Origin of the sequence: Microbacterium sp. 22195, assembly GCF_052056515.1 — a bacterium.
Lineage (GTDB): Bacteria > Actinomycetota > Actinomycetes > Actinomycetales > Microbacteriaceae > Microbacterium.
This window is the reverse complement of record NZ_JBQEPE010000007.1, coordinates 109,443-134,312: the sequence shown is the minus strand read 5'-3', so window position 1 is coordinate 134,312 and position 24,870 is coordinate 109,443. Positions and strand designations below refer to the sequence as shown.

24 protein-coding genes are annotated in these 24,870 nt (G+C 69.9%); 9 read left to right on the top strand and 15 right to left on the bottom strand.

The features are described 5' to 3' along the window. Positions 1–77: 77 nt before the first annotated feature. The 3 genes from ACTJJ4_RS17135 to ACTJJ4_RS17125 are packed head-to-tail and all read left to right on the top strand — an operon-like array spanning position 78 to position 1,896. A complete protein-coding gene (locus ACTJJ4_RS17135) occupies positions 78–746 on the top strand; it encodes a hypothetical protein (RefSeq protein WP_440944433.1) in 669 nt (222 codons plus the stop codon). Then, positions 743–1,291: a hypothetical protein gene (locus ACTJJ4_RS17130; RefSeq protein WP_440944432.1), complete on the top strand. Its 549-nt coding sequence runs from the start codon at positions 743–745 to the stop codon at positions 1,289–1,291. The genes ACTJJ4_RS17135 and ACTJJ4_RS17130 overlap by 4 nt, the downstream gene beginning before the upstream one ends. Then, on the top strand, positions 1,288–1,896 hold the full coding sequence (locus ACTJJ4_RS17125; protein WP_440944431.1) for a hypothetical protein: 609 nt from the start codon (positions 1,288–1,290) through the stop codon (positions 1,894–1,896). Before ACTJJ4_RS17130 ends, ACTJJ4_RS17125 begins: the two co-directional genes overlap by 4 nt. Here ACTJJ4_RS17125 and ACTJJ4_RS17120 read toward each other — a convergent pair. The 3 genes from ACTJJ4_RS17120 to ACTJJ4_RS17110 all read right to left on the bottom strand — a co-directional run bounded on the left by ACTJJ4_RS17120 (position 1,779) and on the right by ACTJJ4_RS17110 (position 5,053). Further along, positions 1,779–3,233, bottom strand: coding sequence for a hypothetical protein (locus ACTJJ4_RS17120; RefSeq protein WP_440944430.1), 1,455 nt, complete (start codon positions 3,231–3,233; stop codon positions 1,779–1,781). The two genes, ACTJJ4_RS17125 and ACTJJ4_RS17120, sit on opposite strands and share 118 nt — an antisense overlap. A 38-nt stretch (positions 3,234–3,271) precedes the next feature. Then, entirely contained in the window at positions 3,272–4,429 is a 1,158-nt protein-coding gene (locus tag ACTJJ4_RS17115) for a hypothetical protein (protein WP_440944429.1), read from the bottom strand. Between the two features lie 63 nt (positions 4,430–4,492). Next, positions 4,493–5,053 (bottom strand): acyl-CoA thioesterase, encoded by a 561-nt coding sequence (locus ACTJJ4_RS17110; RefSeq protein WP_440944457.1) that lies wholly within the window; start codon positions 5,051–5,053, stop codon positions 4,493–4,495. A 119-nt stretch (positions 5,054–5,172) separates the two neighbouring features. Between ACTJJ4_RS17110 and ACTJJ4_RS17105 the strand changes: the two genes are divergently transcribed. Continuing rightward, the gene (locus ACTJJ4_RS17105) at positions 5,173–5,679 is read left to right on the top strand and encodes a GNAT family N-acetyltransferase (protein WP_292697196.1); all 507 of its coding nucleotides are present in this window, start codon (positions 5,173–5,175) and stop codon (positions 5,677–5,679) included. Positions 5,680–5,742: 63 nt separating this feature from the next. On the opposite strand, the gene pntB is transcribed toward ACTJJ4_RS17105, so the two are convergent. The 5 genes from pntB to ACTJJ4_RS17080 form a co-directional block, all read right to left on the bottom strand. Continuing rightward, positions 5,743–7,143: a Re/Si-specific NAD(P)(+) transhydrogenase subunit beta gene (gene pntB, locus ACTJJ4_RS17100; RefSeq protein WP_440944428.1), complete on the bottom strand. Its 1,401-nt coding sequence runs from the start codon at positions 7,141–7,143 to the stop codon at positions 5,743–5,745. Then, positions 7,140–8,678, bottom strand: a complete 1,539-nt coding sequence (locus ACTJJ4_RS17095; protein WP_440944427.1) for a Re/Si-specific NAD(P)(+) transhydrogenase subunit alpha — start codon at positions 8,676–8,678, stop codon at positions 7,140–7,142. Before ACTJJ4_RS17095 ends, pntB begins: the two co-directional genes overlap by 4 nt. A gap of 252 nt (positions 8,679–8,930) precedes the next feature. Continuing rightward, the gene (locus ACTJJ4_RS17090; RefSeq protein WP_440944426.1) at positions 8,931–10,721 is read right to left on the bottom strand and encodes a cytochrome b/b6 domain-containing protein; all 1,791 of its coding nucleotides are present in this window, start codon (positions 10,719–10,721) and stop codon (positions 8,931–8,933) included. 2 nt (positions 10,722–10,723) lie between these two features. Then, the gene (locus ACTJJ4_RS17085; RefSeq protein WP_440944425.1) at positions 10,724–11,692 is read right to left on the bottom strand and encodes an electron transfer flavoprotein subunit alpha/FixB family protein; all 969 of its coding nucleotides are present in this window, start codon (positions 11,690–11,692) and stop codon (positions 10,724–10,726) included. 2 nt (positions 11,693–11,694) lie between these two features. Beyond that, positions 11,695–12,471, bottom strand: coding sequence for an electron transfer flavoprotein subunit beta/FixA family protein (locus ACTJJ4_RS17080; protein ID WP_440944424.1), 777 nt, complete (start codon positions 12,469–12,471; stop codon positions 11,695–11,697). A gap of 143 nt (positions 12,472–12,614) precedes the next feature. Between ACTJJ4_RS17080 and ACTJJ4_RS17075 the strand changes: the two genes are divergently transcribed. Together ACTJJ4_RS17075 and ACTJJ4_RS17070 are read left to right on the top strand one after the other, a co-directional pair. Further along, on the top strand, positions 12,615–13,151 hold the full coding sequence (locus ACTJJ4_RS17075; protein WP_440944423.1) for a MarR family winged helix-turn-helix transcriptional regulator: 537 nt from the start codon (positions 12,615–12,617) through the stop codon (positions 13,149–13,151). Next, positions 13,151–13,597: an SRPBCC family protein gene (locus ACTJJ4_RS17070; RefSeq protein ID WP_440944422.1), complete on the top strand. Its 447-nt coding sequence runs from the start codon at positions 13,151–13,153 to the stop codon at positions 13,595–13,597. Before ACTJJ4_RS17075 ends, ACTJJ4_RS17070 begins: the two co-directional genes overlap by 1 nt. A gap of 6 nt (positions 13,598–13,603) precedes the next feature. Here the strand turns inward: ACTJJ4_RS17070 and ACTJJ4_RS17065 are convergent, their stop codons facing one another. Further along, complete coding sequence (locus tag ACTJJ4_RS17065) at positions 13,604–14,212, bottom strand: hypothetical protein (RefSeq protein WP_440944421.1); 609 nt, start codon at positions 14,210–14,212, stop codon at positions 13,604–13,606. Positions 14,213–14,308: 96 nt separating this feature from the next. Here ACTJJ4_RS17065 and ACTJJ4_RS17060 point away from each other — a divergent pair, with 96 nt between their 5' ends. Next, positions 14,309–14,752, top strand: coding sequence for a YdeI/OmpD-associated family protein (locus ACTJJ4_RS17060; protein WP_440944420.1), 444 nt, complete (start codon positions 14,309–14,311; stop codon positions 14,750–14,752). A 13-nt stretch (positions 14,753–14,765) separates the two neighbouring features. Here ACTJJ4_RS17060 and ACTJJ4_RS17055 read toward each other — a convergent pair whose 3' ends face one another. Beyond that, positions 14,766–15,230: a MarR family winged helix-turn-helix transcriptional regulator gene (locus tag ACTJJ4_RS17055; RefSeq protein WP_440944419.1), complete on the bottom strand. Its 465-nt coding sequence runs from the start codon at positions 15,228–15,230 to the stop codon at positions 14,766–14,768. A 92-nt stretch (positions 15,231–15,322) separates the two neighbouring features. Here ACTJJ4_RS17055 and ACTJJ4_RS17050 point away from each other — a divergent pair, with 92 nt between their 5' ends. Continuing rightward, the gene (locus ACTJJ4_RS17050; RefSeq protein ID WP_440944418.1) at positions 15,323–16,783 is read left to right on the top strand and encodes an MFS transporter; all 1,461 of its coding nucleotides are present in this window, start codon (positions 15,323–15,325) and stop codon (positions 16,781–16,783) included. 21 nt (positions 16,784–16,804) lie between these two features. Here ACTJJ4_RS17050 and ACTJJ4_RS17045 read toward each other — a convergent pair whose 3' ends face one another. The 5 genes from ACTJJ4_RS17045 to ACTJJ4_RS17025 form a co-directional block, all read right to left on the bottom strand. Further along, positions 16,805–17,245 (bottom strand): putative immunity protein, encoded by a 441-nt coding sequence (locus ACTJJ4_RS17045; protein ID WP_440944417.1) that lies wholly within the window; start codon positions 17,243–17,245, stop codon positions 16,805–16,807. A gap of 5 nt (positions 17,246–17,250) precedes the next feature. Beyond that, complete coding sequence (locus tag ACTJJ4_RS17040) at positions 17,251–18,027, bottom strand: enoyl-CoA hydratase-related protein (protein WP_440944416.1); 777 nt, start codon at positions 18,025–18,027, stop codon at positions 17,251–17,253. 107 nt (positions 18,028–18,134) lie between these two features. Continuing rightward, positions 18,135–19,022: a 3-hydroxyisobutyrate dehydrogenase gene (gene mmsB / locus ACTJJ4_RS17035; protein WP_440944415.1), complete on the bottom strand. Its 888-nt coding sequence runs from the start codon at positions 19,020–19,022 to the stop codon at positions 18,135–18,137. Next, a complete protein-coding gene (locus ACTJJ4_RS17030; protein ID WP_440944414.1) occupies positions 19,019–20,206 on the bottom strand; it encodes an acyl-CoA dehydrogenase family protein in 1,188 nt (395 codons plus the stop codon). The genes mmsB and ACTJJ4_RS17030 overlap by 4 nt, the downstream gene beginning before the upstream one ends. Positions 20,207–20,253: 47 nt before the next feature. After that, a complete protein-coding gene (locus tag ACTJJ4_RS17025) occupies positions 20,254–21,753 on the bottom strand; it encodes a CoA-acylating methylmalonate-semialdehyde dehydrogenase (protein ID WP_292702759.1) in 1,500 nt (499 codons plus the stop codon). A 246-nt stretch (positions 21,754–21,999) separates the two neighbouring features. On the opposite strand from ACTJJ4_RS17025, the gene ACTJJ4_RS17020 reads away from it, so the two are divergent. Beyond that, positions 22,000–24,810: an immune inhibitor A domain-containing protein gene (locus tag ACTJJ4_RS17020; RefSeq protein WP_440944413.1), complete on the top strand. Its 2,811-nt coding sequence runs from the start codon at positions 22,000–22,002 to the stop codon at positions 24,808–24,810. Positions 24,811–24,870: the final 60 nt, after the last annotated feature.

Here is a 24,870-nt window from a genome sequence, read left to right as displayed (position 1 = left end):
CCCAGCGTAGGTCCCGACCGCGCGGGAAGGCGGCTGAACCCGGTGGCGGCGGCGGAAAGTCACCCTATGCTGATCACGTGAACGCCGCCCCGCCCTCGCCCGTGCAGGAGAGGACTCTGCTCACCCGGGTGCGGCGCATGGCGAGCCTGATCCCGACGCCGTGGCTGATCACGGCCGGCGGCGCGGTGCTGCTGGCGGCGACGGCGGCGTTCGGAGGCCTGCAGACCGTCTCGCCGAAGCCGGCACCCACAGTGTCCATCGGCGGGCAGTACTCCGGGTCCGACCTGGAGATGACGGTGCAGGGCGTCGAGCTCCGCGCGGAGCGCGGCAATGCGGCATCCTTCCCCGACAAGGAGAAGCACGAGAAGGTCCTCGCCGTGATCGTCGACGTGGTGAACACCTTCGGCAAGCCCCGGCTCGCGACCGGGAGCGGCAGTCCGTCCCCCGCCGTCGACGGCATCCACGTCGACGGCATCGACGAGAAGCCGGTCATCGCCTACGCCGACGCGAGCGGCGGGTCGGTCTGGCTGCAGCCGGGCGTCCCCGTCCGGCTCGTGCTGTCGTGGGTCGTCGGACCGGATGAGCTGCACGACGGCGACGAGGTGCGTCTGACCCTTCCCGATTCCACGCACAGCGTCGGCACCAACGTGCAGCGGGGCGTGGACATCTGGGACGAGGTGGTGGTGGGCGCGACCCTCACCGCGGCCGTCGAGGAGATCCCCGCGAGCGAGGAGGACACCCCATGAAGAAGGTGCTCCCCTGGCTCCTCACGCTCGTGCTGCTCGCCGGCGCGTGGGTGCTGAACGCCGTGGCCCTGCCGGACGGCTCATCCGAGGCGAGCTTCCTCACGCCCGCCACGGTCGGCCACGCCGCCACCGCGCGCAACCTCACGCTCACCGTCACGGATGTGCGCGCGGCGCGCACCATCGCCGACCCGACGGGACGGACGCTGGAGAGCACCTGGGTGGTGATCGACGTGGATGCCGAGGCCCTCGACTCCCAGTCCGGCGCAACGCTCGGGTTCGCCGAGCTGACGGTCGGCGGACGCACGTTCCGTGCCACCGAGCGCGTCGAGAGCTTCTTCCGCCAGCGGCTCGTCCCCGGCGTGCCGCGCAGTGGCGCCGTGGCCTTCGAACTGCCCGCGGACGCGCTCAAGGGAACGGGAACGCTGCGTCTGGGCATCCCGTCGGATGCCCGCTACGACGGCCTCGTCGAACTGACGATCGACCTGGGCGACATCCCGGTGGAGGATGCCATCACCCTCCCCACGACGCACTGGACGCACACATGACGATCCCGACGCCCCTCGTCGCAGACACTCCGGAATCGCAGACGCCCGCGCCGAAGCAGCCCGGCTGGTGGCGCACCAACCGCGTGGCGCTCGTCGCGCTGCTGGTGCTGGTCCCTGCGATCGGCATCGGCGTGGGTTGGAACGAGTGGTACTCCTATTACGGCTACGGGGCGCGCAAGGTGACAGCGGTCGAGGTCCCGGACAAGGGTACGGTGAAGCTCTCCGGCGCGGAATGGGGTCCGATCCGAAGCGGAGAGATCACCGACACCAGCAAGCTCGACATGCCGAAGGGCGCCCGCCTGCTCGCCGCGATCGTGCCGGTGACGCCCGACGGCAAGGCCGTCTCCTGCGACCCACCGGTGCTCGTGCAGCAGAGCACCGGGCGCGAATGGACGCCGATGCGCTCCGAGATCGGCCTCGCGTACAGCTACGACGAGAACGACAAGTGCGTCAGCGATCTGGCGGACGAGAAGGACCCGGAGTCGGCTCAGCCGTTCTCGCTGACCGTCGGGTTCGTGGTTCCGGACGACGTCACCGGGCCGTTCTGGCTCGAGGTCGATCCCCGCGGCGACGGACGGTTCGTCAGGTTCTCCATCGACCCCTGACCTCCCGTGGTGTCCGGCTTCAGGCCCGCCTCGAGGACGGCATCCGGCAGCACGCCGGCGGCATCCGCCACGGCACGCACGTCGGCCTCGGCCTGCTCGACGACGCCGGCGTCCACCTTCTTCTGCTGACGCTGGCGCAGCCGGCCCAGAGTCGCGTCGTATGCGCCGGCGATCACCGCGACGCGCAGCGATTCCGTCAGCATCACCGGCACCAGAGAGACCAGCGGCAGCGCGATGCCCCAGAACACCAGGTCGTGCGGGCCGATCAGGCGAACGGCCCCGTACTGCAGGTAGGTCTCCAGGGTCTTCACCGCGACGTGCAGCAGCGCGTAGGAGGCGATCAGCACGGGACCCGCCCGCCACATCAGCAGCAGCGCGCGCCCGATCGGCACGAAGCGGGAGCCGAGCTCGTCGCCGAGGTCCTTCAGCCGTCGCATGATCGGGTTGGGCACCACGGCGGCGTGCTCGCGCAGGTTCGCCAGCAGCTCGTTCTCGATCCGCAGCTTCTCGGCGACGATCGCCTGCCCGTAGACCACGCCGCCGATCGTGAGCCAGGCCAGCGGGGCGAGCAGGATCGGCCCCGCCTCGCCGAGCAGCCAGCCGATGCCGTCCCAGGCCCAGCGCAGCGGCGCGACGGCATCCAGCACGTTCTCGCGCACCTGCTCGAGCCACGCCATCGCGGCGCGGGTGTCCACCCAGGCCTTGACGCGGTCGGTGACGTCGCCGATCACGATCACCGAGAAGAACACCCAGACCACTTCGAGGTACACCGCGATCAGCGAGACCCAGCCGGGGATGCGCTGCTGCCATTTGGTCCACGCCCAGCGAGCCGCGAAGGCGACCACGATGATCGCGATCGTCCACACGTTCAGCGGCAGGTTCAGCACCGTGTCATCGGTGCTCAGCTTCTGTCCGGGCGTCAGCGCCGCCTGGAAGATGATGTCGGTGCGCTCGCGCAGGGCGCGCGCGGAGTACGCCACGACGTCCTCCGCCAGCAGGCCCTGCCCCCAGTAGACGGCGAGGAAGGGCAGGATGCCGGCGAGCAGCGCGGTGAGGAAGGTGCGGCGGCGGTCGGCGGCGGACTCCGGCAGCGGGGCGATCGCGTTGAGCTCGCGCAGCCCGTCGCGCAGCACCAGGAACATCGCGACGTAGCTGATGAGCCGCGCCAGGATCGCGATCGGGAGGATGAGGAACCCCACCGTGGCGGAGTGCGCGCCGACGATGCCCGCGAACTGCACGATGACGTAGTGCACGGCGATGCCGCCGAGGTACCACGCGAGCATCGCGGGCCAGTGCCGGGCCAGCGCACGCCCGGCCGTGACGAGGATCGCCTTCACGGCATCACGCTATCGCGAGTCGTGGAGCGGGCGCGTGCTCAGCGCCACTCCCAGCTGTCCAGGAGCTGCTGCAGCTGCTCCTCACCGTTCGAGTACGGGGTGGTGATGCTGATCAGGAACAGCCGGCGCTGGTTGCCCTCGATGTCGTAGGGCTGCGGCGAGAATGTGGTCAGCACCACCTTCATCTGCGTCTCGGCCACGTCGCTGTCGATGCGTGTGATGTTCGCGGGCACGCCGCCCAGCGTGGTCTCCTCGTGCAGGCTCGAGATCGTGCCGCCGACCGTGCTGAGGTAGGGCTTCTCCAGGGCGTCCACGGTCGCGCTCAGGTCGGTGCCGTCGGAGTACTTCGCGGCGGTCGCCGAACTGACCGGCTCCACGGTGATCTGCCCGGCGGTCTCGCCGTAGCCGGTGGGGACGAAGTTGCCGTTCTCGTCGTACTCGCCCCACAGCTCGAGCTGGCCGTAGCAGGCGCCGGCCTCGTCCGCGGAGATGTTGTCGGTGAAGTGCTTCGGGCCGTCATAGCTCCAGCACGGCGTCTCGATGAGCTGGCCGGAGACCGCCGCGGCCTCTGCCTCATCGAAGGCAGTGTCGTCGGGGGCGGCCGAGGGCGTCTCGACGGACCAGGGATCGGAGGAGCTGCTCGACGTGTCGTTCCACGGTGCGACGACGAAGATCATGGTCGTCATGAACGCGCCGAACAGCAGCGCGATGCTGGCCAGGATCGTGCCGATGATGCCGAGCACCTTGCCCCGGCCGCTGCGGATCGCGAAGATGCTGAGCACGAGCCCGACGAGCGCGAGGACGACGCCGACGATCGGGATCCAGCCGCTCAGGAAGGCGACGCCCGACACGATGATCGCCGCGATCGCGAGTCCGCCGACGCCTGGGTTCGGGAGCTGCCCGGGTGCCGCGCCGTACCCGGGGTAGGACGTGACCGGGTAGCCCTGCGGGCTGTACCCGGGCTGCTGCGCGTAGCCGACGTAGGGCGGCTGCTGCGGCGCCTGCGGCTGACCGGGCTGGGGCTGCGTGTAGCCGGGCTGCGCGGGCTGGGTGTATCCGGGCTGCGGCTGGTACGTCGGCTGCTGAGGAGCCGGCGGTTGGTTCACCGGCGGAACCGCGCCCGGAGGCTGGTACTGCGGCGGGACAGGCGGCTGCTGCGGCTGCGCGGGCTCGCCCGCGTTCGGATCGTACGACATGATTCCCCCTCGATGACGCCTCTCAGCTTAGAGGGGACCGTCCGTCCTCCGGGGGCGTGAGGCTCATCTCCAGACGCTGGGCGCCGGCTTCCTCGTCGGGGGCAGAGCGGATGCCGTGGCCCAGTCGTGGATCCAGTCGTCGATGTCGGGCACCCCGGCGGGGGTGCCGACCGCGGCGAACAGCTCATCGTGACCCACCGTGCCGCCACTGCGGCGCATCATCCGCGCACGCACGATGACCCGCGCGTAGACCTCGCCGTCGACGACCGCGCGGTGCTCCATGAACACCGCCTTCTCGTCGTGGCCGATGAAACGGGACTCGACGTCGAAGCGCTGCCACAGCTGCAGCGACTTGCGGAAGGTGACCGTCTCACTGGAGACCACGGCGTACCAGCCGCGCTCCTTCATCGCGTCGAAGAGCCCGGTGCGGATGAGCAGGTCCCAGCGTCCCAGATCGAACAGCGACAGGTACCGGCCGTTGTTCATGTGCCGCAGGATGTCGATGTCCGTCGGGAGGGTGGTGAGCCGGATGCGGCCGACCTCGGCGGAATCCACCGTGCGCCCCCGACGCACGCGGCTCCGCGCCTGGAGGATGACGAGGAGGGTGCGCCAGATCACATTCACGAGCATCGACAGTAGCTATCGGCAACCACTGCCGCAATCCGGTTGTCGGATGACGACATACGCGTCATGCACGGTCCACTCGATTTCACCTGCCGCGAAAGCGCGCGTAGAGTCGCGGCATGAGCGCCGAAGCCCAGCCCGAGATCATCGTCCGTCCGGTCCGCGATGCGGATGCGGAGGCCCTGGGTCGCGTGCACGCGCAGACGTGGCACGAGACCTACGACCACCTGATCAGCAAGGCCGCCCTCGAGCGGATCTCCCCCAAGCGCCTCGCGGAGCTGTGGGTGAACTGGGCCCGCCAGGGCGAGGACTTCAAGATGAGCGCCGCGCTCGTCGACGGCGAGATCGTCGGCTTCGTGGGCTCGGGTCCCGCCCGCGACAAGGATGCACCGTCGCTGCGCGAGCTGTACTTCATCTACCTGCTCGACGCGTGGCACGGCACCGGCATCGGCCAGAAGCTGTTCGACGCCGCCGTCGACAAGGACGAGTCCCTGTACCTGTGGGTGGCCGAGGACAACCCCCGCGCGCACCGCTTCTACGAGCGCAACGGCTTCACCCTGGACGGCGCCGCGCACACCGAGCCGTTCCTGGGCGAGACCCTCACCGAGGTGCGATTCGTGCGCTGAGCGCAGACATCATGAGTGCGGCCCTCCCGGATATCCGGGAGGGCCGCACTCATGTTCCGCCGATCACAGGGCGCGGATGATGTCCTCCACCCGCTCCTTGGCGTCGCCGAACAGCATGTGCGCGTTCTCGCGGAAGAACAGCGGGTTCTGCACACCGGCGTAGCCCGCGGCCATCGAGCGCTTGAACACGATCACGTTCTCGGCTTCCCACACCTTGAGCACCGGCATCCCCGCGATCGGGCTGCCCGGATCCTCGGCGGCCGCCGGGTTCACGGTGTCGTTGGCGCCGATCACCAGGACGACGCTCGTCGAGGCGAAGTCATCATTGATCTCGTCCATGCCCAGCACGATGTCGTACGGCACCTTCGCCTCGGCCAGCAGCACGTTCATGTGCCCTGGCAGGCGGCCGGCGACCGGGTGGATGCCGAACCGCACGTCCACACCCCGCTCGCGCAGCCGGGCGACCAGGTCGGCGACCGGGTACTGCGCCTGCGCCACGGCCATGCCGTAGCCGGGGGTGATGATCACGCTGGAGGCGCTCTCGAGCATCGCGGCGGCGGACTCGGCGGTGACCTCGCGGTGCTCGCCGTAGTCCTCGTCGCTCGAGGCGGATGCCACGATCCCGAACCCACCGGCGATCACCGAGATGAACGACCGGTTCATGGCCTTGCACATGATGTACGACAGGTACGCACCCGAGGAGCCCACCAGCGCACCGGTCACGATCAGCAGATCGTTGTTCAGCAGGAAGCCGGCCGCGGCCGCCGCCCATCCCGAGTAGCTGTTCAGCATCGAGACGACCACTGGCATGTCGCCGCCGCCGATCGAGGCGACCAGGTGCCAGCCGAGCGCGAAGGACAGCAGGGTGACGGCGATGAGCAGCCAGAGCTGCTGGTCCATCACGAACCAGACCGTGAGCGCCAGGAACAGCACGAGCGCCCCGATGTTCAGCGCGTTCTTGCCCGGCAGCATGAGCGGGCGCGACGACATCTTCGCCGACAGCTTCAGGTACGCGACGATCGATCCGGTGAAGGTCACCCCGCCGATGAAGATGCCGATGAACACCTCGGCGTTGTGGATGCCGACCAGATTCTCGGCGATGGGCTCATGCGCCAGGTACCCGTTCCAGCCGACCAGCACGGCCGCGATTCCCACGAAGCTGTGCAGCATGGCGATCAGCTCGGGCATCTGGGTCATCTGCACGACCTTGGCGCGCCACAGTCCGATGGCGGCGCCGACCAGCACGCCGACGGCCATCAGGGTGAGTCCGAGCGCGGAGCCCGCTCCGCCCCAGGCATCCGCGACGGTGAGGGCGAGGGTCGACAGCAGGGCGATGGCCATGCCGACGATGCCGTAGATCACGCCCGCACGGGCGGTCTCATGGCGGCTGAGCCCGGCGAGGCTCAGGATGAACAGCAGTGCGGCGACGATGTAGGCGCCGCCGGCGATGGCGTCGACGGTCACTTGCTTCCGCCCTTCACGAACATGCTGAGCATTCGGCGGGTCACGGCGAAGCCGCCGAAGATGTTGATGCTGGCGACCAGCACGGCGACGGCCGCGATCACCTGCACGACGGGATTCGCGTCCGTGATCTGCAGCATCGCGCCGACGATGATCACGCCCGAGATCGCGTTGGTGACGGACATGAGCGGGGTGTGCAGCGCGTGGTGCACCTTGCCGATCACGTAGAAGCCGATCACGACCGAGAGCATGAGCACCGTGAAGTGCTGCGGCAGCGGTGCGGGCGCGAAGACGTTCACGAGGAACAGCGCCGCGATGCCGGCGACGATCAGGCCGACCTTCTTCCCGACCGACAGCGGCTGCTTCGCGGGGACCTCCGCGGCAGCAGCGGCGGGAGCGGATGCCGGTGCCGCCGCGACCTGCACGGCGGGCGGCGGCCAGGTGACCTCGCCGTCGCGCACGACCGTGACCGATCGCTGCACGACGTCGTCGAAGTCGATCGTGAGAGCGCCGTCCTTGTTCGGGGTGAGCAGGGCGACCAGGTTGGCGACGTTCGTGCCGTACAGCTGGGACGCCTGGGCGGAGAGCCGCGAGGCGAGGTCGGTGTAGCCGAGGATGATCACGCCGTTGTCGGTGACCGTGCGCTCGCCTGCGACCGAGCCCTCGACGTTTCCGCCCTGGCCGGCGGCCATGTCGACGATCACGCTGCCCGGCTTCATCAGGGCGACGTCGGATGCCGTGATCAGGCGCGGCGCCGCGCGCCCCGGGATGAGGGCGGTGGTGATGATGATGTCGACGTCGGCCGCCTGCTCCGTGTAGATCTCGGCCGCGCGGCGGTTGTAGTCCTCGCTGGTGGCCTTGGCGTAGCCGTCGGTGGACTTCTCCACGGCGACGTCGACGGGCAGGTAGACGCCGCCGACCGAGGTGACCTGGTCGGCGACCTCGGCTCGCGGATCCGTCGCCCGCACGATGGCGCCCAGCCGGGCCGCCGCACCGATCGCGGCGAGACCGGCGACACCGGCACCGGCGACGAGCACCTTGGCGGGCGGCACGTTGCCGGCCGCGGTGGCCTGGCCGGTGAAGAAACGGCCGAACTCGTGCGCGGCCTCGACGACCGCACGGTAGCCCGAGATGTTGGCCATCGAGGTCAGCACATCCATGGACTGCGCGCGCGAGATCCGCGGCACCGCGTCCAGCGCCAGGGCGGTGACCCCGCGCGCCGCGAGCGCCTCGACCAGGTCGGGCCGCAGCGCCGGGGACAGCAGGCCGACCAGCGTCGTCCCCGCCGAGAGCAGACCGATCTCCGCTTCCGTCGGCGGGTTCACCTTCAGCACGACGGCGCTGCCCCAGGCATCCGCCCGCGGCACGACCGTCGCACCGGCGCGGCGGTACTCCTCATCCGAATACGAGGAGCGCGTGCCCGCGCCCTCCTCGACGGCCACCTGGTAGCCGAGTCTCAACAGGTTCTGCACGGTGGCCGGGGTCGCGGCGACCCGCGCCTCATCCGGCCCCTCCTGCACGATTCCGATCTGCGTCATCGCGATCCTTCCGTCCGGCGTCCGCGCCGGATTCACGTTTCGCTCAGACTACTGATCGGGGTGGAAGAACTGTCCCACTTCTCAGACTGTGACCACTCAAGATCCGCCGTTCTTTACCTCGAAGAAAGACGGATGCTGAGCCTCACCCGCGCCGGCGGTGAGAAGCATCCCTCGCCGGCACCCTCTGAACGTCGACGCCCCTCCGGATCACGAGGATCGGAGGGGGCGTCGATGATGAGCCGCGATGACGGGTCAGCGTCCGGACACCTGCCCGAACAGCCTCGCGATGGGCGCCAGCACCAGCGGACGCGCGGCGAACCATCCGGCCACGATCACGGCGATCGCCAGCACGAACGCCCAGAAGCCGGTCCAGTTCGCGGCGTACTCCACGCCGTCGACCGAGCCCATCGATGCGAACATGTGGTTCAGGTTGCGCAGCGCACCGGTCAGGAAGACCAGCGCGACGTGCACGACGATGAACGCCACGAAGTACAGCATCACGGGGAAGTGCACGGCGCGCGCCCACTCGATCGGGTACGCCTTCGACAGCTTCTCGGCCTTCTTGGGCCACAGACCCGACATCCGGAAGCCGGTGATCGCCGCGAGCGGCGCCGCCAGGAACACGGTCGTGAAGTAGGCCAGCTGCTGCAGGCTGTTGTAGTTCACCCAGCCGTTGTCGGTGGGCCAGTCGAAGGAGACGTACTGCAGGCCCGCGGACAGCGCGTTCGGGAAGACCTCCCAGCTGGTGGGCACCAGGCGCAACCAGTGCCCGGTGCTGAACAGCAGCACCACGAACACCACGCCGTTGATCATCCACAGCAGGTCGAGCGACTGGTGGAACCACAGCGTCAGGCTGATCTTGCTCTTCTTCTGACCGCGCGGCGTCCAGAACGCCGTGGGCCGCTTCTCGGTGCGCACGCGCAGACCGGAGCGGATGATCAGCACCATCAGGAACATATTGAAGAAGTGCTGCCAGCCCACCCACGGGGCGAACCCGGGAGCGACGTCGACGTGGTACTCACCCGGGTAGGTGGTGAGGAAGTCCTGCATGAAGGAGGTGCTGAGGAAGGTGCGCACCAGGAACACGGCCGAGACCGCGAGCAGCCCTGCGGCGAACAGGCCGAGCAGGCCGCCGATCGCCTGCGGCCACGTCGGTCGCAGCTTCGAAGGCTGCTCCTCGGGCTGGGCGACGTGGCGCGGAGCCGTCCCCGCCCAGACCGTGCGCGTGAAGGGCAGCGGGATGGAGACGTCCGTCTTGGCGGATGCCACAGCGGCCGCCTTCTGATCGACGACGGCGACCTGGGTCGTCGCGCCCGGTGCGGCCTCCTGGGTCGTGAGACCCGGCGAGGCGGTCTCCGCACCCTCGGTCGCCGCGCCCGCGGGCACGGCGGATGCTTCTGCGACGCGCGCCACACCGGCCGGCGGCCACGGGTCGCCGCCGGCGACGCGCGGGAGCCCGCGGCGCAGGGCGGCGCCGTCGGTCAGCACCGCGACGGGGACATCGGATGCCGCGGACGGCGCAGCCTCGACCTTGGCGGCCACGGGCGCGTCCTGCACGTCGACTGCACCGGATGCTGCCGAGGGAACCACTTGTTCGCGCACGCCTGCGGTGCTCTCGACGGGAAGCGGTGCACTCGATGCGGCTGCGGCGGGAGCAGCGGATGCCGGGGGCCACGGGTCGCCACCCGCGACCCGCGGGAGCCCGCGGCGCAGGGAGGCACCCGCGGGGACTGCGACCCCGGGAGCTGCGGGCACGGAAGGCGCGGGCGATGCGGAAGCTCCGGCCTCCGCCGCTGCGACTGCACCGGATCCCGTCGACTGCACCAGTTGTTCGCGCACGTTTCCGGTGCTCTCGGCAGGAAGCGGTGCACTCGACGCCGCGGGGTCCGCGACGGCAGGGGCCGCCGCCGCTCCGGCAGCGGGAGCGTCGGCGGCAGCAGCGTCGACAGCCACGGCATCCGCGATCTCGACCTCGATCGGGGACGGCCAGGCCTCGCCGCCCTTGACCCGCGGCAGGCCGCGGCGCAGCATCCGAGTGGCCATGGCTACTTCTTCCGCGCTTCGATCGCCTCGATCAGCTGCGGGACGATGGTGAACACGTCACCGACGATGCCGAAATCGGCCACGTCGAAGATCGGCGCCTCGCCGTCCTTGTTGATCGCGACGATGGTCTTGGCGGTCTGCATACCGGCGCGGTGCTGGATCGCGCCGGAGATGCCGAGGGCGATGTACAGCTGCGGCGAGACCGAGACGCCGGTCTGGCCGACCTGGTGCGCGTAGGGGATGTACCCGGCGTCGACGGCTGCGCGCGAGGCGCCGACGGCGGCACCCAGGGCATCCGCCAGCTGCTCGACGAGTACGAACTGCTCCTTGGAGCCGAGCCCCCGACCACCGGAGACGACCTTGGCGGCCCCTCGCAGGTCGGGCCGCGACGAGGTCTTCTCCTCGGCGGCGACCTCACCGGCCGATGCCGCGGGGGCTTCCGACGCGGTGACGGTGAGCGCCTCGGTGACGAGCGGTGCCGCCTCCGCGCGGGTGTCGACGGCGCCGAGTCGCACGGTGACGACCGGGGCGCCGAAGGTGGGCGCCGAGTCGGACTGGAACGAGCCGCCGAAGACCGAGTGGTGCGCCACCACGCCCTCGTCGTCGCGCGAGACGCCGACGGCGTCCACGGACAGGGCGAGCCGCTCCCGGACGGCGAGGCGTCCGGCGACGTCACGTCCCGCGATCGAGTTGGAGATCAGCACGGCATCCGGGTGCACCTGCTGGTACGCCGTCTGCAGGGCGTCGACGATCGGGACGGTGAGCGCTGCAGCATCGCCGTCTGCGGTGAGCACGACCTGCGCGCCCATCCCCGCCACGGCCTCGGCCGCGGCCGGCGAGCCGCCGACGATCAGGGCGACGGGGGCGCCGATGGACGACGCGGCACCGATCAGCGCGGCGGTGCTGGGAAGCACCTCGCCGTCGGGGGCGACGTCGGCGAGGACGAGGATCGACTTCTCGGGGTAGCCCATGTTCACACCAGCCTGTTCTGCGCGAGGAACTCGACGAGCTGTGCGGCGGCATCGCCCTCGTCGACGATCTTGACCCCGGCCGCGCGCGGCGGCTTCTCGGAGACGGCGGTCATGATCGTGTGCGGGGCCTCGGCCGGGTCGGCCGAGACGCCCAGGTCGGCGAGCGAGAGCAACTCGAGGGGCTTCTTCTTCGCCGCCATGATGCCCTTGAAGTTCGGGAAGCGCGCGTCGGGCAGGGCCTCGGTGATGGAGATGACGGCGGGCAGCGCCGCCGTGACCTGCTGCGTGCCGGCGTCGCCGGAGCGCGTGCCGCTGACCTGACCCTCGGTGATCTCCACCGCGCTCAGCGCGGTGGCCTGCGTGAAGCCGAGGTGCTCTGCGAGCATCGCGGGGATCACGCCGCCGGAGCCGTCGGTGGACAGGTTGCCGGTGATCACCAGGTCGGGCTCACCACGGCGGATCGCCGCCGCCAGAGTCGCCGCGGTGAGGCCGAGGTCGGCGCCGCGCAGCTGCTCGTCGACCACGTGCACAGCGGATGCCGCACCGATCGCCAGTGCGCGACGGACGGACGCCGTCGCGGACTCGGGCGACATCGATAGGGCGACCACCTCGGTGCCGGCGTTCTTGTCGGCATAGGACAGGGCGACCTCGAGCGCGCGCTCGGTGATCTCGTCGAGGACGACGTCACCCGCCCCGCGATCGGCCAATCCCGTCTCGAGATCGAGCTTGCGGTCACCGTAGGTGTCGGGGACTTCCTTCACCAGGACGTAGATCTTCATCGAGCCTCCTCGCGCCTGTGTCGATTGTAGTCGGGCGCCTTCTGCCGCACCGATTCAGAGCCTGAAATCGGATGTCACTTCTCATGGTACTGAGTTCCGTCGCTTGCTGCATCCCCGGCGCCGCATGCGACTAACGTGGGGGCATGGCCCGCCCTCGCCCCCTGTCGATCGATCCGCTCGCCGAAGCGAAACGGCAATGGCTCGCGCACGGCTGGGAAGACGCGGCCGACGGCATGGCCGTCGTCACCTCCGTCATGCGGGCGCAGCAGCTGCTGCTGGCGCGGGTGGATGCCACCCTCAAGCCCTTCGGCGTGACGTTCGCGCGGTACGAGGTGCTGCGGCTGCTGGCGTTCAGCAGGTCGGGCACGCTGCCGCTGTCGAGCGTGGTCGCCCGCCTGCAGGTGCACGCGACGAGCGTCACGAGCACGGCGGAGCGGCTGGTGCGCGACGGTCTCGTGCTGCGCGAGCCGCACCCCCATGACGGCCGCGCCGCACTGCTCACCCTCACCGAGACCGGGCGCGACCTCGTCGAGCGCGCCACCCGCGCGCTGAACACAGACGTGTTCCGCAGTCCAGGCATCGACGCCGACGATGCGAGCGCCCTGGTCGGCATCGTGGCCCGGATGCGCAAGAACGCCGGCGACTTCACCGACCCCCGCCCGGTCCCCGACCCGCTCTGATGGCCTCCTTCGTCCTGGAGCGCATCGTCGCCGTGTCGCCCGAGGACGTGTTCGACATCTCCCTCGACGTCGGACTGCACCTGGCCTCGCAGAGCTCGCGCGGCGAGCGCGCGGTCGCCGGCGTCACCACCGGGACGATGCGCGAGGGCGATGAGGTGACCTGGAGCGCCCGGCATTTCGGCATCCGCTTCCGGATGTCGTCGGTGGTCTTCGACGTCGACCGACCACGCAGGTTCCGCGACCGGCAGACGAGGGGTCCGTTCGCGGAGTTCCGGCACACCCACGAGTTCCTGCCCGCCGAGGGCGGCACGCTCATGCGGGACACCCTCGAGTTCCGCTCCCCGTTCGGTCCGCTCGGCCGACTGGTGGACGCACTGGTCATGCGCCGACATCTGGTCGCCGTGATCACCGAGCGCAACGACGCGATCACCGCGCATTTCGGCTGAGCATCCTCACCCCGCGCCGACCTCAGCCACGATGCCCAGCGGCACGTGCGAGACGGGGTCGAGGCCCGTCACGGTGATCCAGCCGTCGGCGAGGAGCGTGGCGTCGCTCCCGGGAACGGGTTCGCGGGGCAGATCCTCGACCGCCAGGCGCACATGGTGCTCATCCTGCTGCGTCAGCGTGGTCTGCACGATTCCGAACGGGGCGAGGTCGGCCTCGACCATCCCGCGCGACTCGACCGTGTTGGGGACGTTCACGTTGATCACCCTGCCGCGCGGATGCCGCAGTAGCTCATGCCGGGCGAGCGGATCGCCGACCTCGGTGCCGATCTCCGCGCGCTCCCCGCCGCGTCGGTCCTGCACGTAGGCGGATGCCCTGCCAGGCCGCTCGATGCCGACCACCGTCACCCCGTCGTCCTCGAGCAGGTGCCGGATGACCTGGCCGGCCTCCCCCGCCAGCGAGCAGCACATCGTCACCGAGACGCCGAGGCGGCGCAGCATCCGCGCCTGCCACACGCCCTGCCCGCCCGCGTGGATGTGGATCTCATCGGCATCGCCCGAGTTCTCGACCGTCACGGTGAGGATCGGCGAGGGGGCGAAGATCGTCACGTCGCTCATGCCGGCGAAGCTACCCGGGCGCATCCGTGTGCGGCACCCCCTTGCGCTCGGCGGAAGCCGTCGATCCAGATCCCGCCGGCACGTAGGATGGCCGGCATGAGCGAGCTGAGAGCGCACAAGATCCTGCAGCCGATGGGCCCCGCGGGGGCGATCGTGCTGGACGACGACGAGGTGGCGCTCCTCAGCACGGCCAAGGCCTTCCCCGTCGTCGTCGCGATCGGCGGCCGCACGGCGCGACTGCGTCTGGCTCGCATGGGCGGGCAGAACCTGATCGGGTTCAGCAAGGCGGTGCGCGCCGAGATGGGGGTGGAGCTGGGAGACGAGTTCGACGTCGTGATCGCCGCGGATGCCGCCGAGCGCACGGTGGAGATCCCGGATGCCCTGGCCGAGGCGCTGGCTTCCGATCCGGCCGCCAAGGCGGCCTTCGACACCCTCTCCTACACGCGCCGCAAGGAGCTGGCCCGCGGCATCGCCGAGGCGAAGCAGGACGCCACCCGCGAGCGCCGTCTGGCGAAGGCTCTGGAGGAGCTGCGCGGCTGATCGCGGCCTGCGCTCAGGCGGAGTCGCCCGCGGACGCGGCCTCCATCGCATCGAAGTACCGGACGACGGTCTCGAGCTCGCCCGGCGTGAAGAGCGCGTTCACGCGCCCCATGCGCTCGAGGATCGGCGCGTACGGATCGTCGTCGCCGCCCCTGCCCAGCAGCTCGGCGGCGTGATCCGAGATGCGCACGACGACGCGCCTGCGGTCGGCCGGGTCGGCGTCCCGCGCGATCAGGCCGTTGCGCTCGAGCCGGTCCAGCACACGGGTGGTGGTGCTCGTCGGCAGCTCGGTGAGCTGACTGACCTCCCCCGTGGTGAGCCGATCACCGGCGCGCGCGATCATGCCGAGCGCCTGCAGGTCGACCACGTTGATGCCCAGCGATCGGGCGATGCGCTCGTTGGTGAGCACGGCACTGCCGATGAACCGCTGGATCCGGTCGAGCAGTCCACGGGTCAGTTCGGGGTCGCTTGACATCATCAGGACGCCTTCCTATTATTCCCATATCGGGACGATCCCACTTCGGGAATATTCCGATCTGGAGACACCTCATTCTAGGAAGGGACCCCACGATGGACAATCTCCCCCGCCGCGGCCTCGCCATCGGCATCCTGCTGTTCGCCGCGTTCATGGATCTGCTCGATGTGACCATCGTGCAGGTGGCCCTGCCGGCGATCGGGCGCGACCTCGATGCCGGCTCCGGCGCACTGGAGTGGATCGTGTCGGGATACATGCTCGCGTTCGCCGCGGCGCTCGTGACGGGCGGCAGGCTGGGCGACATCTTCGGGCGCCGCCGCGTGTTCCTGACCGGCATCGCGGGCTTCACGCTCGTGTCGGCACTGGCCGCAGCCGCCGTCTCCGCGGAGATGCTCGTCGCGCTGCGCGTCGCCCAGGGACTGTTCGCCGCCCTCATGGTGCCTCAGCTGCTGGCGAGCGTGCAGGCACTGTACGCCCCGCGCGAGCGCGCGCCGCTGTTCGGCATCATCGGCGCCGTCAGCGGCATCGCGGCCGTGGTCGGACCGGTGCTCGGCGGGTGGCTCGTCGACGCCGACATCTGGGGTCTGGGCTGGCGCAGCATCTTCCTCGTCAACGTCCCGGTCGGCATCGCGATCGTCGCGCTGGCGGTGAGGTTCGTGCCCGACACGCGTTCGGCCCGCGCGATGCGGCTCGACCTCGTCGGCGTCGCGCTGCTGGTGGCCGCGATCGCCGGCTTCATGGTCCCGCTGATCGAGGGGCGGGAGCTGGGCTGGCCGGGCTGGCTGTGGGCCCTGGTCGTGGGCGGAGCGCTGTTCGGCGCCTGGTTCGTCCTGCACTCGGTGCGCCGGATGCAGCGCGACGGCTCGGCACTGCTGCCGATGCCGCTGTTCCGCGATCGCGGCTTCTCGGCCGGCATCGTGACCCAGGCGATGTTCCAGGGGGCGATGAACGCCTTCGTGCTGCCGCTCATCCTCTACCTGCAGCTCGCCCTGTCGTTCGACGCGCTCGCCGCGGGCCTGACCCTGCTGACGTTCAGCCTGGGGGCCATGGTCGGCACCGGCTTCGTGGTCCCCCTGGTGCCCCGGCTCGGTCGGGCCCTGGTCACGGCGGGTGCGCTGGTGATGGCGGCGGGGACGCTGGCGACGCTGTGGACCGTGACGACGGGTGGAGCCGGCTTCACCGGGTGGCAGTCCGCCGTGCCGATGGCCGTGGCCGGGATCGGTCTGGCGATGCTGATCATCCCCCTGGTCGACGTCGCCCTCGCCACCGTGCCGGTAGCCGACGCGGGTGCGGCCTCCGGCGCGTACAGCACGTTCCAGCAGCTGGGCGCCGCGGTGGGAGTGGCCGTGTCGACCACCGTGTTCTTCGCCGTCACGGGCGACGACTGGAGCCGGGAGCACGTGCTCGATGCTCTCACCGCGTCGACCTGGATCTCCGTCGCGGGACTGGTGATCGCGGCGGGCGCCAGCACCCTGCTGCCCGGCCGGGCTGCGGTGCGGGCCCACCTCGACGCCGCCCACGCGGCCGAGGAGCAGGACGACAGGGTCGCGGTCTGAACCCTCGGGGCGAGGCCGCGCTCAGTCGCCGTCGTAGACGTAGTGGTCGAAGCGCTCGGGGACGTTCATGCGCTGCCAGGCGAGCTCCTCGTCACGCCGCGAGCGGTCGCCGGGGAAGGCCTTGGCCGTGTACCGCGGCACCTGGCGGGCATGCCCGGCCATGTGCGCGACCGCGGCGGCCTGACCGCACACCCGCGCGGCGGCGAGCGCCGACGGGTCGTCCGCCTCACGCGCAGCCGCGTGGCAGGCGAACGCCTTCTCGCGCACGGCCTCGATGCTCAGCTCACCGCGCAGGAACGCACGCGCCGCATCCAGTGCCTCCTGCGGGCGGGTGTCGTCCGGCCTCTCGGCGAGGAAGAGCGGCAGCATCCGCTCGGCGCAGGCGATCGTCCACTCCACGAGCTCACGACGGTCCGACACCGAGAGGGTCAGGTCGGCGTCGTCCGGCAGCACCTCTGTCATGGCGCTCATCGGTGCTGGAAGTGAGGGGGGCGCTTCTCGCGGAAGGCGGCCATCCCCTCCTTCTGGTCCGCGGTGTCGAACAGGGCGGCGAACGTCGCCTTCTCCACGGCGAGGCCGTCGGTGAGCGACGTCTCCATCGCGGCATCCAGAGTCGCCTTCGCGGCGTAGATCGACGGCAGCGACTTCGACGCGATGGTCTCGGCGAGCTTCGCGGCCTCGTCGAGCAGCTCGGATGCCGGCACCACGCGCGACACGAGGCCGATGCGCTCCGCCTCGTCGGCCTTCACCATGCGGCCGGACAGCACGATCTCGGCGGCCTTGTAGTAGCCGACCGCGCGGATCAGACGCTGCGTGCCGCCCATGCCGGGGATCACCCCGAGGTTGACCTCGGGCTGGCCGAACACGGCGTTGTCGCCCGCCAGGATGATGTCGCACATCATCGCCAGCTCGCATCCGCCACCCAGCGCGTAGCCGGAGACGGCCGCGATCACGGGGGTGCGCACGGCGGCGAAGCGGGTCCATGCGCCGAAGTGGTCGGTGGCGATCATCTCGGCACCGGTCTTCGACTCCATCTCCTTGATGTCCGCGCCCGCGGCGAAGGCCTTCTCGGAGCCGGTGACGACGATGGCGCCGACGCCCTCATCCGCGTCGAAGGCGGATGCCGCGTCCGCGACCTCCTCGGACACCTGACCGTTCAGGGCGTTGAGCGCCTCCGGCCGGTTGAGGGTGATCCAGCCCACCCGTCCTCGCTGTTCGACAAGGATCGTCTCGTAGTCGGCCATGTGTCACTCCCCTCAGCCGCAGCACTGCGGCACGACCAGTATCCCAGGTCGGCCCTTCGTCTCGCTCCGCTCGCTCAGGAACCGGAGATGTTCCGCAACGGAAGGCGTCAGACGTCACCCTTGCGGATGTCGGTGATGATCCCCGAGAAGTCGCGTCCGGCGCCCTCGCCCGCGGCGAACGCGGCGTAGATCTCCTGCGCGAGGCGGCCCATCCTGGCATCCGTCGACGTCTGCTCGATCGCCTGGAGCGCGAGCCCCAGGTCCTTCGCCATCAGGGCGCCGGCGAAGCCGGGCTGGTAGTCGCGGTTCGCCGGGCTGGTGGGCACCGGACCCGGGACGGGGCAGTTGGTGGTCAGCGCCCAGCACTGACCGGATGCCTGCGACACGACGTCGTACATGGCCTGGTGCTCCAGCCCCAGGCGCTCCGCCAGCACGAACGCCTCGGCCACCGCGATCTGCGAGATGCCCAGGATCATGTTGTTGCACACCTTCGCGGCCTGGCCGAGCCCCGGCCCGCCGCAGTGCACGATGCGCTTGCCCATGGCCTCGAGCAGCGGAAGGGCCGCCTCGAAGTCCTCGTCCGCCCCGCCGACCATGAACGCCAGCGTGCCGGCCTCGGCGCCGACCACGCCGCCCGAGACCGGGGCGTCGACGTTGCGATGCCCGGCGTCGATCGCCAGCTGATGCGCCGTGCGCGCCTCGTCGACGGCGATGGTGGACGACTCGATGAACAGGGTGCCCGGCGCGGCAGCGGCCAGCAGCTCGTCCTGGTAGGCGGCGATCACGTGCTTCCCGGCGGGGAACATCGTGATGACGACCTCGGCGTCCTGCACGGCATCCGCTCCGCTGCCCGCGACGGGGATGCCCGCGGCGCGCGCGGCATCGATCGCGGCGGGCACGAGGTCGAAGCCGTGCACCTCGTGACCGGCCTTCACCAGGTTCACGGCCATGGGCAGGCCCATGTGCCCGAGGCCCAGGAAGGCGATACGGATCATGATGCGCTCCGCATCTGGTTCGAACCTGCGGGGCGCAGCATCTCGCGTCCGACGATGAGTCGCATGATCTCGTTCGTCCCTTCCAGGATCTGGTGCACGCGCAGGTCGCGCACGACCTTCTCGACCCCGTAGTCCTGAAGGTACCCGTAGCCGCCGTGCAGCTGAAGGGCCTTGTTGGCGATCTCGAACCCGGCATCCGTGGCGAAGCGCTTGGCCATGGCGCAGCGCATCGTGGCATCCGGCGCCTTCGCGTCGACGGCCTCGGCGCCGTCGCGCACCATCAGGCGTGCCGCCTGCAGCTCGGTGCGCATGTCGGCGATCGTGAACAGGATGGACTGCTTCTCGGAGAGGGGCTCGCCGAACGCGACGCGCTCGTGCACGTACTGCACGGCCTTCTCCAGAGCCCAGGCCGCACCGCCCAGCGAGCAGGCGGCGATGTTGAGGCGTCCGCCGTTGAGCGCCGACATCGCGATCGCGAAGCCCTTGCCCTCGTCTCCGAGCATGTCGGATGCGGGCACCCGCACGCCGTCGAAGATCACCTGGCGGGTGGGCTGGGCGTGCCAGCCCATCTTCTTCTCCGGCGCGCCGAAGCTCAGGCCGGCCGCATCTCCGGGGACGAGGAACGCGCTGATACCGCGCGCACCCGAGCCGGCGCCGCCCGTGCGCGCCATGACGACGTACACGCCGGCCTCGCCCGCACCGGAGATGAACTGCTTGACGCCCGTGAGCAGGTAATCGTCGCCGTCGCGCACCGCGCTGGTGGCGATGTTCGCGGCATCCGATCCGGCACCGGGCTCGGTCAGGCAGTAACCGCCGAACTGCTCCATGGCGGTCAGGGCCGGCAGCCACCTGCCGCGCTGCGCATCGTCGCCGTAGGTGTCGATCATCCACGCCACCATGTTGTGGATCGAGATGTACGCGGCGACCGCCGGGTCGCCCTTGGCGAGCTCCTCGAAGATGGCGACCGTGTCCACGCGGGCCAGGCCCGTGCCGCCGAACTCCTCGCGCACGTAGATGCCGCCCAGGCCCAGCTCGCCCGCCCTGTTCAGCGTCTCGCGGGGGAAGATGTGCTTCTCGTCGCGCTCGGCGGCGTAGGGCGCGAGCTCGGTCTCGGTGAAGTCGCGCACGGCGCCGAGGATCGCCTCGCGCTCCTCGGCGGTGACGGTGCTGTCGATCATGGTCATTTCTCTCGGTCCTCGGATCTCGGGGATGTGTGCGGCGGTGGCGGGGGTCACATCGTGGGCATGACGAAGCTGGCGCCTTCGCGCACGCCATGCGACGGCCAGCGGCTGGTCACGGTCTTGGTCTTCGTGTAGAAGCGGAAGCCGTCGGCTCCGTGCTGGTTCAGGTCGCCGAACCCGGACGCCTTCCAGCCGCCGAAGGTGAAGTAGGCGATCGGCACCGGGATCGGGACGTTGACACCGACCATCCCGACGTTCACGCGAGCCGCGAAGTCGCGGGCGGCGTCGCCGTCGCGGGTGAAGATGCCGACGCCGTTGCCGTAGGGGTTGTCGGATGCCAGGGCCAGAGCCTCCTCGTAGTCCGCCGCGCGGACCACCGAGAGCACCGGACCGAAGATCTCCTCGCGGTAGATCGACATGTCGGTGGTGACGTGGTCGAACAGGGTGGGCCCGAGGTAGTAGCCGTTCTCGTAGCCCTCGACCACCAGCCCGCGACCGTCGGCGACGAGCGTGGCGCCGGCATCGACGCCCTCCTGGATGAGTCCCTCGACGCGGGCCTTCGACGCGGCGGAGACCAGGGGTCCGTAGTCGACGCCGTCCTGCATCCCGGGGCCGACCTTCAGCTCGCCCAGGCGCTCGGAGATCTTCGCGACCAGGGCATCGGCGGTCTCCTCGCCCACCGGCACGGCCACCGAGATGGCCATGCAGCGCTCGCCTGCCGAGCCGAAGCCGGCGCCGATCAGCGCGTCGGCGGCCTGGTCGAGATCGGCGTCGGGCAGCACGATCAGGTGGTTCTTCGCGCCGCCGAAGCACTGCGCGCGCTTGCCGTTGGCGGCGGCGGTCGAGTAGATGTACTCCGCGATGGGCGTTGACCCGACGAACCCGACGGCCTGGATGCGCGGGTCGGTGAGGATCGTGTCGACCGCCACCTTGTCGCCGTGGACGACGTTGAGGATGCCTGCGGGCAGCCCCGCCTCGAGGAACAGCTCGGCGAGCCGCACGGGGACGGAGGGGTCGCGCTCGGAGGGCTTGAGCACGAAGGCGTTGCCGCTGGCGATCGCGGGACCGGCCTTCCACAGCGGGATCATGGCCGGGAAGTTGAACGGGGTGATGCCGGCCACCACGCCGAGCGGCTGGCGCATCGAGTACACGTCGATGCCGGTGCCGACCTCGGTGGAGTACTCGCCCTTCAGCATGTGCGGGGCGCCGATGCAGAACTCGATCACGTCGAGTCCGCGGATGATGTCGCCCTTGGCGTCTTCGAAGGTCTTGCCGTGCTCGCTGGAGAGCAGGGCGGCCAGTTCGTCCATGTTCCGGTGCACGAGCTCGACGAAGCGCATCATCACGCGGGCGCGCTTCTGCGGGTTGGTGGCGGCCCACGCCGGCTGCGCGGCGGCGGCGTTCTCGATGACCGCGCGCACCTCGTCCGCCGTGGCCAGCGGGACACGCGCCTGCACCTCTCCGGTGCTCGGATCGAACACGTCGGCGACGCGTCCGCCGGTGGGCTCGAGCGACTTTCCGCCTACGAAATGGGGGATGAAACGAGTCATTGTGCTGACACTCCTCTGCGCCTTCTTTGGCACAGTGATCATACTAGTCGGCACACAGGGCAATTACTAGGGCTTCCTACTATCTGGCGCATCGGACACCCGGCATAGACGAATGTCTATTCTTCACACGCACCACTTCCTTTGAACCGGCTGAGCACGATAGACAGTCCCCGGGCGTCCACCCGGCGCCCGCCGATCGCGGCGCCGCGAAGACCCTTCGCGCCGCCGTGCGAAAGGAGATATTCGATGTCAGAACGGAATGCCCGAGCGCGACGACGCGCCCTGGCGACGACTTCGGCGTTCGCCCTGGCGGCCGCGGGCCTGGTGGCCTTCGGCTCCAGCAGCGCGACCGCTGCGCCGACGAACACGGACGCGCCGCCGCCCACCGCCACGATCGGCGCAGACGAGTACTACATGAACTACGTCGCGCCGCGCGCGGAAGAGGCCTTCGACCACGTGGACGACACCGCCGTCGCCACCGCGAAGGGGGTCCTCAAGACGCCGTCCGGATCCTCCGCGATCGAGAAGGCGCAGGAGAACGACCGCAAGTTCGCGCAGGGCAACCCGAAGGCCGCCGAGCAGCTCGCCAAGACCGAGGCGAAGGCCATCAAGACCGGCAAGAGCCCCAAGAACCTGAAGAAGTCGAAGACCACCCAGCAGGCGAAGCTGCTGACGATCCTGGTCGAGTTCGACGGCAGCGAGGACTTCAGCGACCTGTACGTGCCGACCGAGTTCGGCGCGACCACCTGCAAGCCCGGCGCGTTGCAGGGCCCGACGCTGCACAACGGCATCCCGAACCCGGCGGACGCCGCGCACGAGGACAACAACACGATGTGGGTGCCCGACTTCTCGAGCGAGCACTTCAACAAGATGCTCTTCACCGAGGACGGCATCACCGAGCGCGTGCGCACGGATCTGACCGGACCCGACGGCAAGCCCGGCTTCGACATCTCCGGCTACACCATGAAGAACATGTACGAGGAGATGTCCCGCGGGGCGTACACCCTCACCGGCGAGGCGACCCCCTGGGTCAAGGTGCCGCACTCCGAGGGCTACTACGGCGCGACGGTCTGCCACAGGAACGAGGCCGGTGAGTGGGAGGCCGGGCCCATGCAGGACCAGCAGGGTCACCCGGACAACCCGCTCGGCCCCGGGCAGCTGCCCATCGACGCGGTGGCGGCGCTCGCGGCGCAGAACCCGGACTTCCCCTGGGCCGACTACGACATCGAGGACCAGGGCGACCGCGACGGCGACGGAAACGTCAACGAGCCCGACGGCGTGATCGACCACGTGGTGCTCGTGCACGCCGGCGAGGACAAGTCCGGCGGCGGCGGCGCCGAGGGCACGTACGCGATCTGGGCGCACTCCTCGGCGGTGGCCGGCGGCGCGACCATCCCCGGCACGAACCTCAAGCTGTCGAACTACATCGTGCAGCCGGAGAACTCCGGTGTCGGCGTGTTCGCGCACGAGTACGGCCACGACCTCGGCCTGCCCGACCTGTACGACACGTCCAACGCGGGCAACTCGGACATCGACTTCTGGGATCTGATGAGCTCCGGCTCGCACTCCGGCCCCATCTTCCAGTCCATGCCCACGCACATGGGCCTCTGGGACAAGTGGGTGCTGGGCTGGGCCGATCCCAAGGTCGTGAACCCCGGTGACGACACCACCACGATCAAGGTCGGCCAGACCTCCCGTCCCGCGAAGGGCACCGAGGACGGCATCAAGGTCAACCTGCCCGACAAGAAGATCGTGCTGGCGACCCCGCACAGCGGATCCGAGATGTGGTACTCCGGCGCCGACCAGGACTGGGCGGACGTCCGCCTGACCCGCTCGATCGAGAACGTGCCCGCGAACGCGCAGTTCTCGATGTGGAACAACTACATCATCGAGGAGGACTGGGACTACGGCTACGTCGAGGTCTCGACCGACGGCGGCTCCACCTGGACCGAGCAGAAGGTCTACGACGAGGCGGGCCAGCTGGTCTCCACCGACGACGGGTACTCCGACCCGAACGGCCGCATGAAGGACTTCGGCGGCAAGAAGTACGGCCTGACCGGCTCCAGCGACGGCTGGCGGCACGACCACGTCGACCTGTCGGCGTACGCGGGCCAGGACATCCAGCTGCGACTGCGTCAGGCGACGGATGCCGCGTTCGAGGAGCGCAACTGGTTCTCGGATGACTTCGCACTCACCAGCGACGGCAACGTCGTCTGGAGCGATGACGTCGAGAACGGCGACAACGGCTGGACTGCGACCGTCGCCTCCTTCGCCGACACCACCGGCGCGGGATGGCACCACGACAGCGGCACGCAGATCAAGGCGCAGTACTACCTGGTCGAGTGGCGCAACCTGGACGGCTTCGACGAGGGCCTGAAGTACGGCTACACCACGGTCTACAGCGACGAGGCCTGGAAGGTCGAGAAGGTCCCGTACAACGCACCGGGTGCGCTGATCTGGTACCGCGACGCCGTGTACGGCACCTCGAACCAGGTCACCTCGAACCTGACGAGCCTGCCGAGCTACGGCGCGAAGGGCGGCCTGCTGCTGGTGGACAGCCACTTCGATCCGCTGCGCCGCACGGGTGCGGAGGCCGCGCTGGACCCGTCGCTGCTGAAGAACATCTCCAGCCGCGCCCAGTCCTCGAACGCCGCGTTCGGTCTGCAGCCGACCTACGCGTTCAAGGACTGCCTGGTCGATGCGTCCTACAACGAGGCGTGCACCACGCTCGCCCCGCAGCCGGCGGTGAGCACGTTCACCGACGACAAGGGCTGGGTGCCGGGTCTCGAGCTGCGCGACGGTTCGCTGTACTACCGCCTGCGCGACGCCTCGGTGGTCGTCCCCTCGGTCGGCGGCGCGCCGTACACCACGCGCATCGTCAACCCCGACGGGACTCCGGCCACCGACCTGTTCGGCGTCAAGGTCGGCAGCACGGTGCTCGGCACCGGCAACCCGGCCGACTCGGGTGTGGGCTACGGCACCGTCATCACGGTGAAGAAGTCCATGCAGAACAACACCGCGGCGCTCATCACGGTGACGCCGCCGGCCGCGGGCTGATCCCGCGTCGGGGCTGAGCGATCAGCCCGAACCGGAAGCGCCGGTCCCTCACGGGGCCGG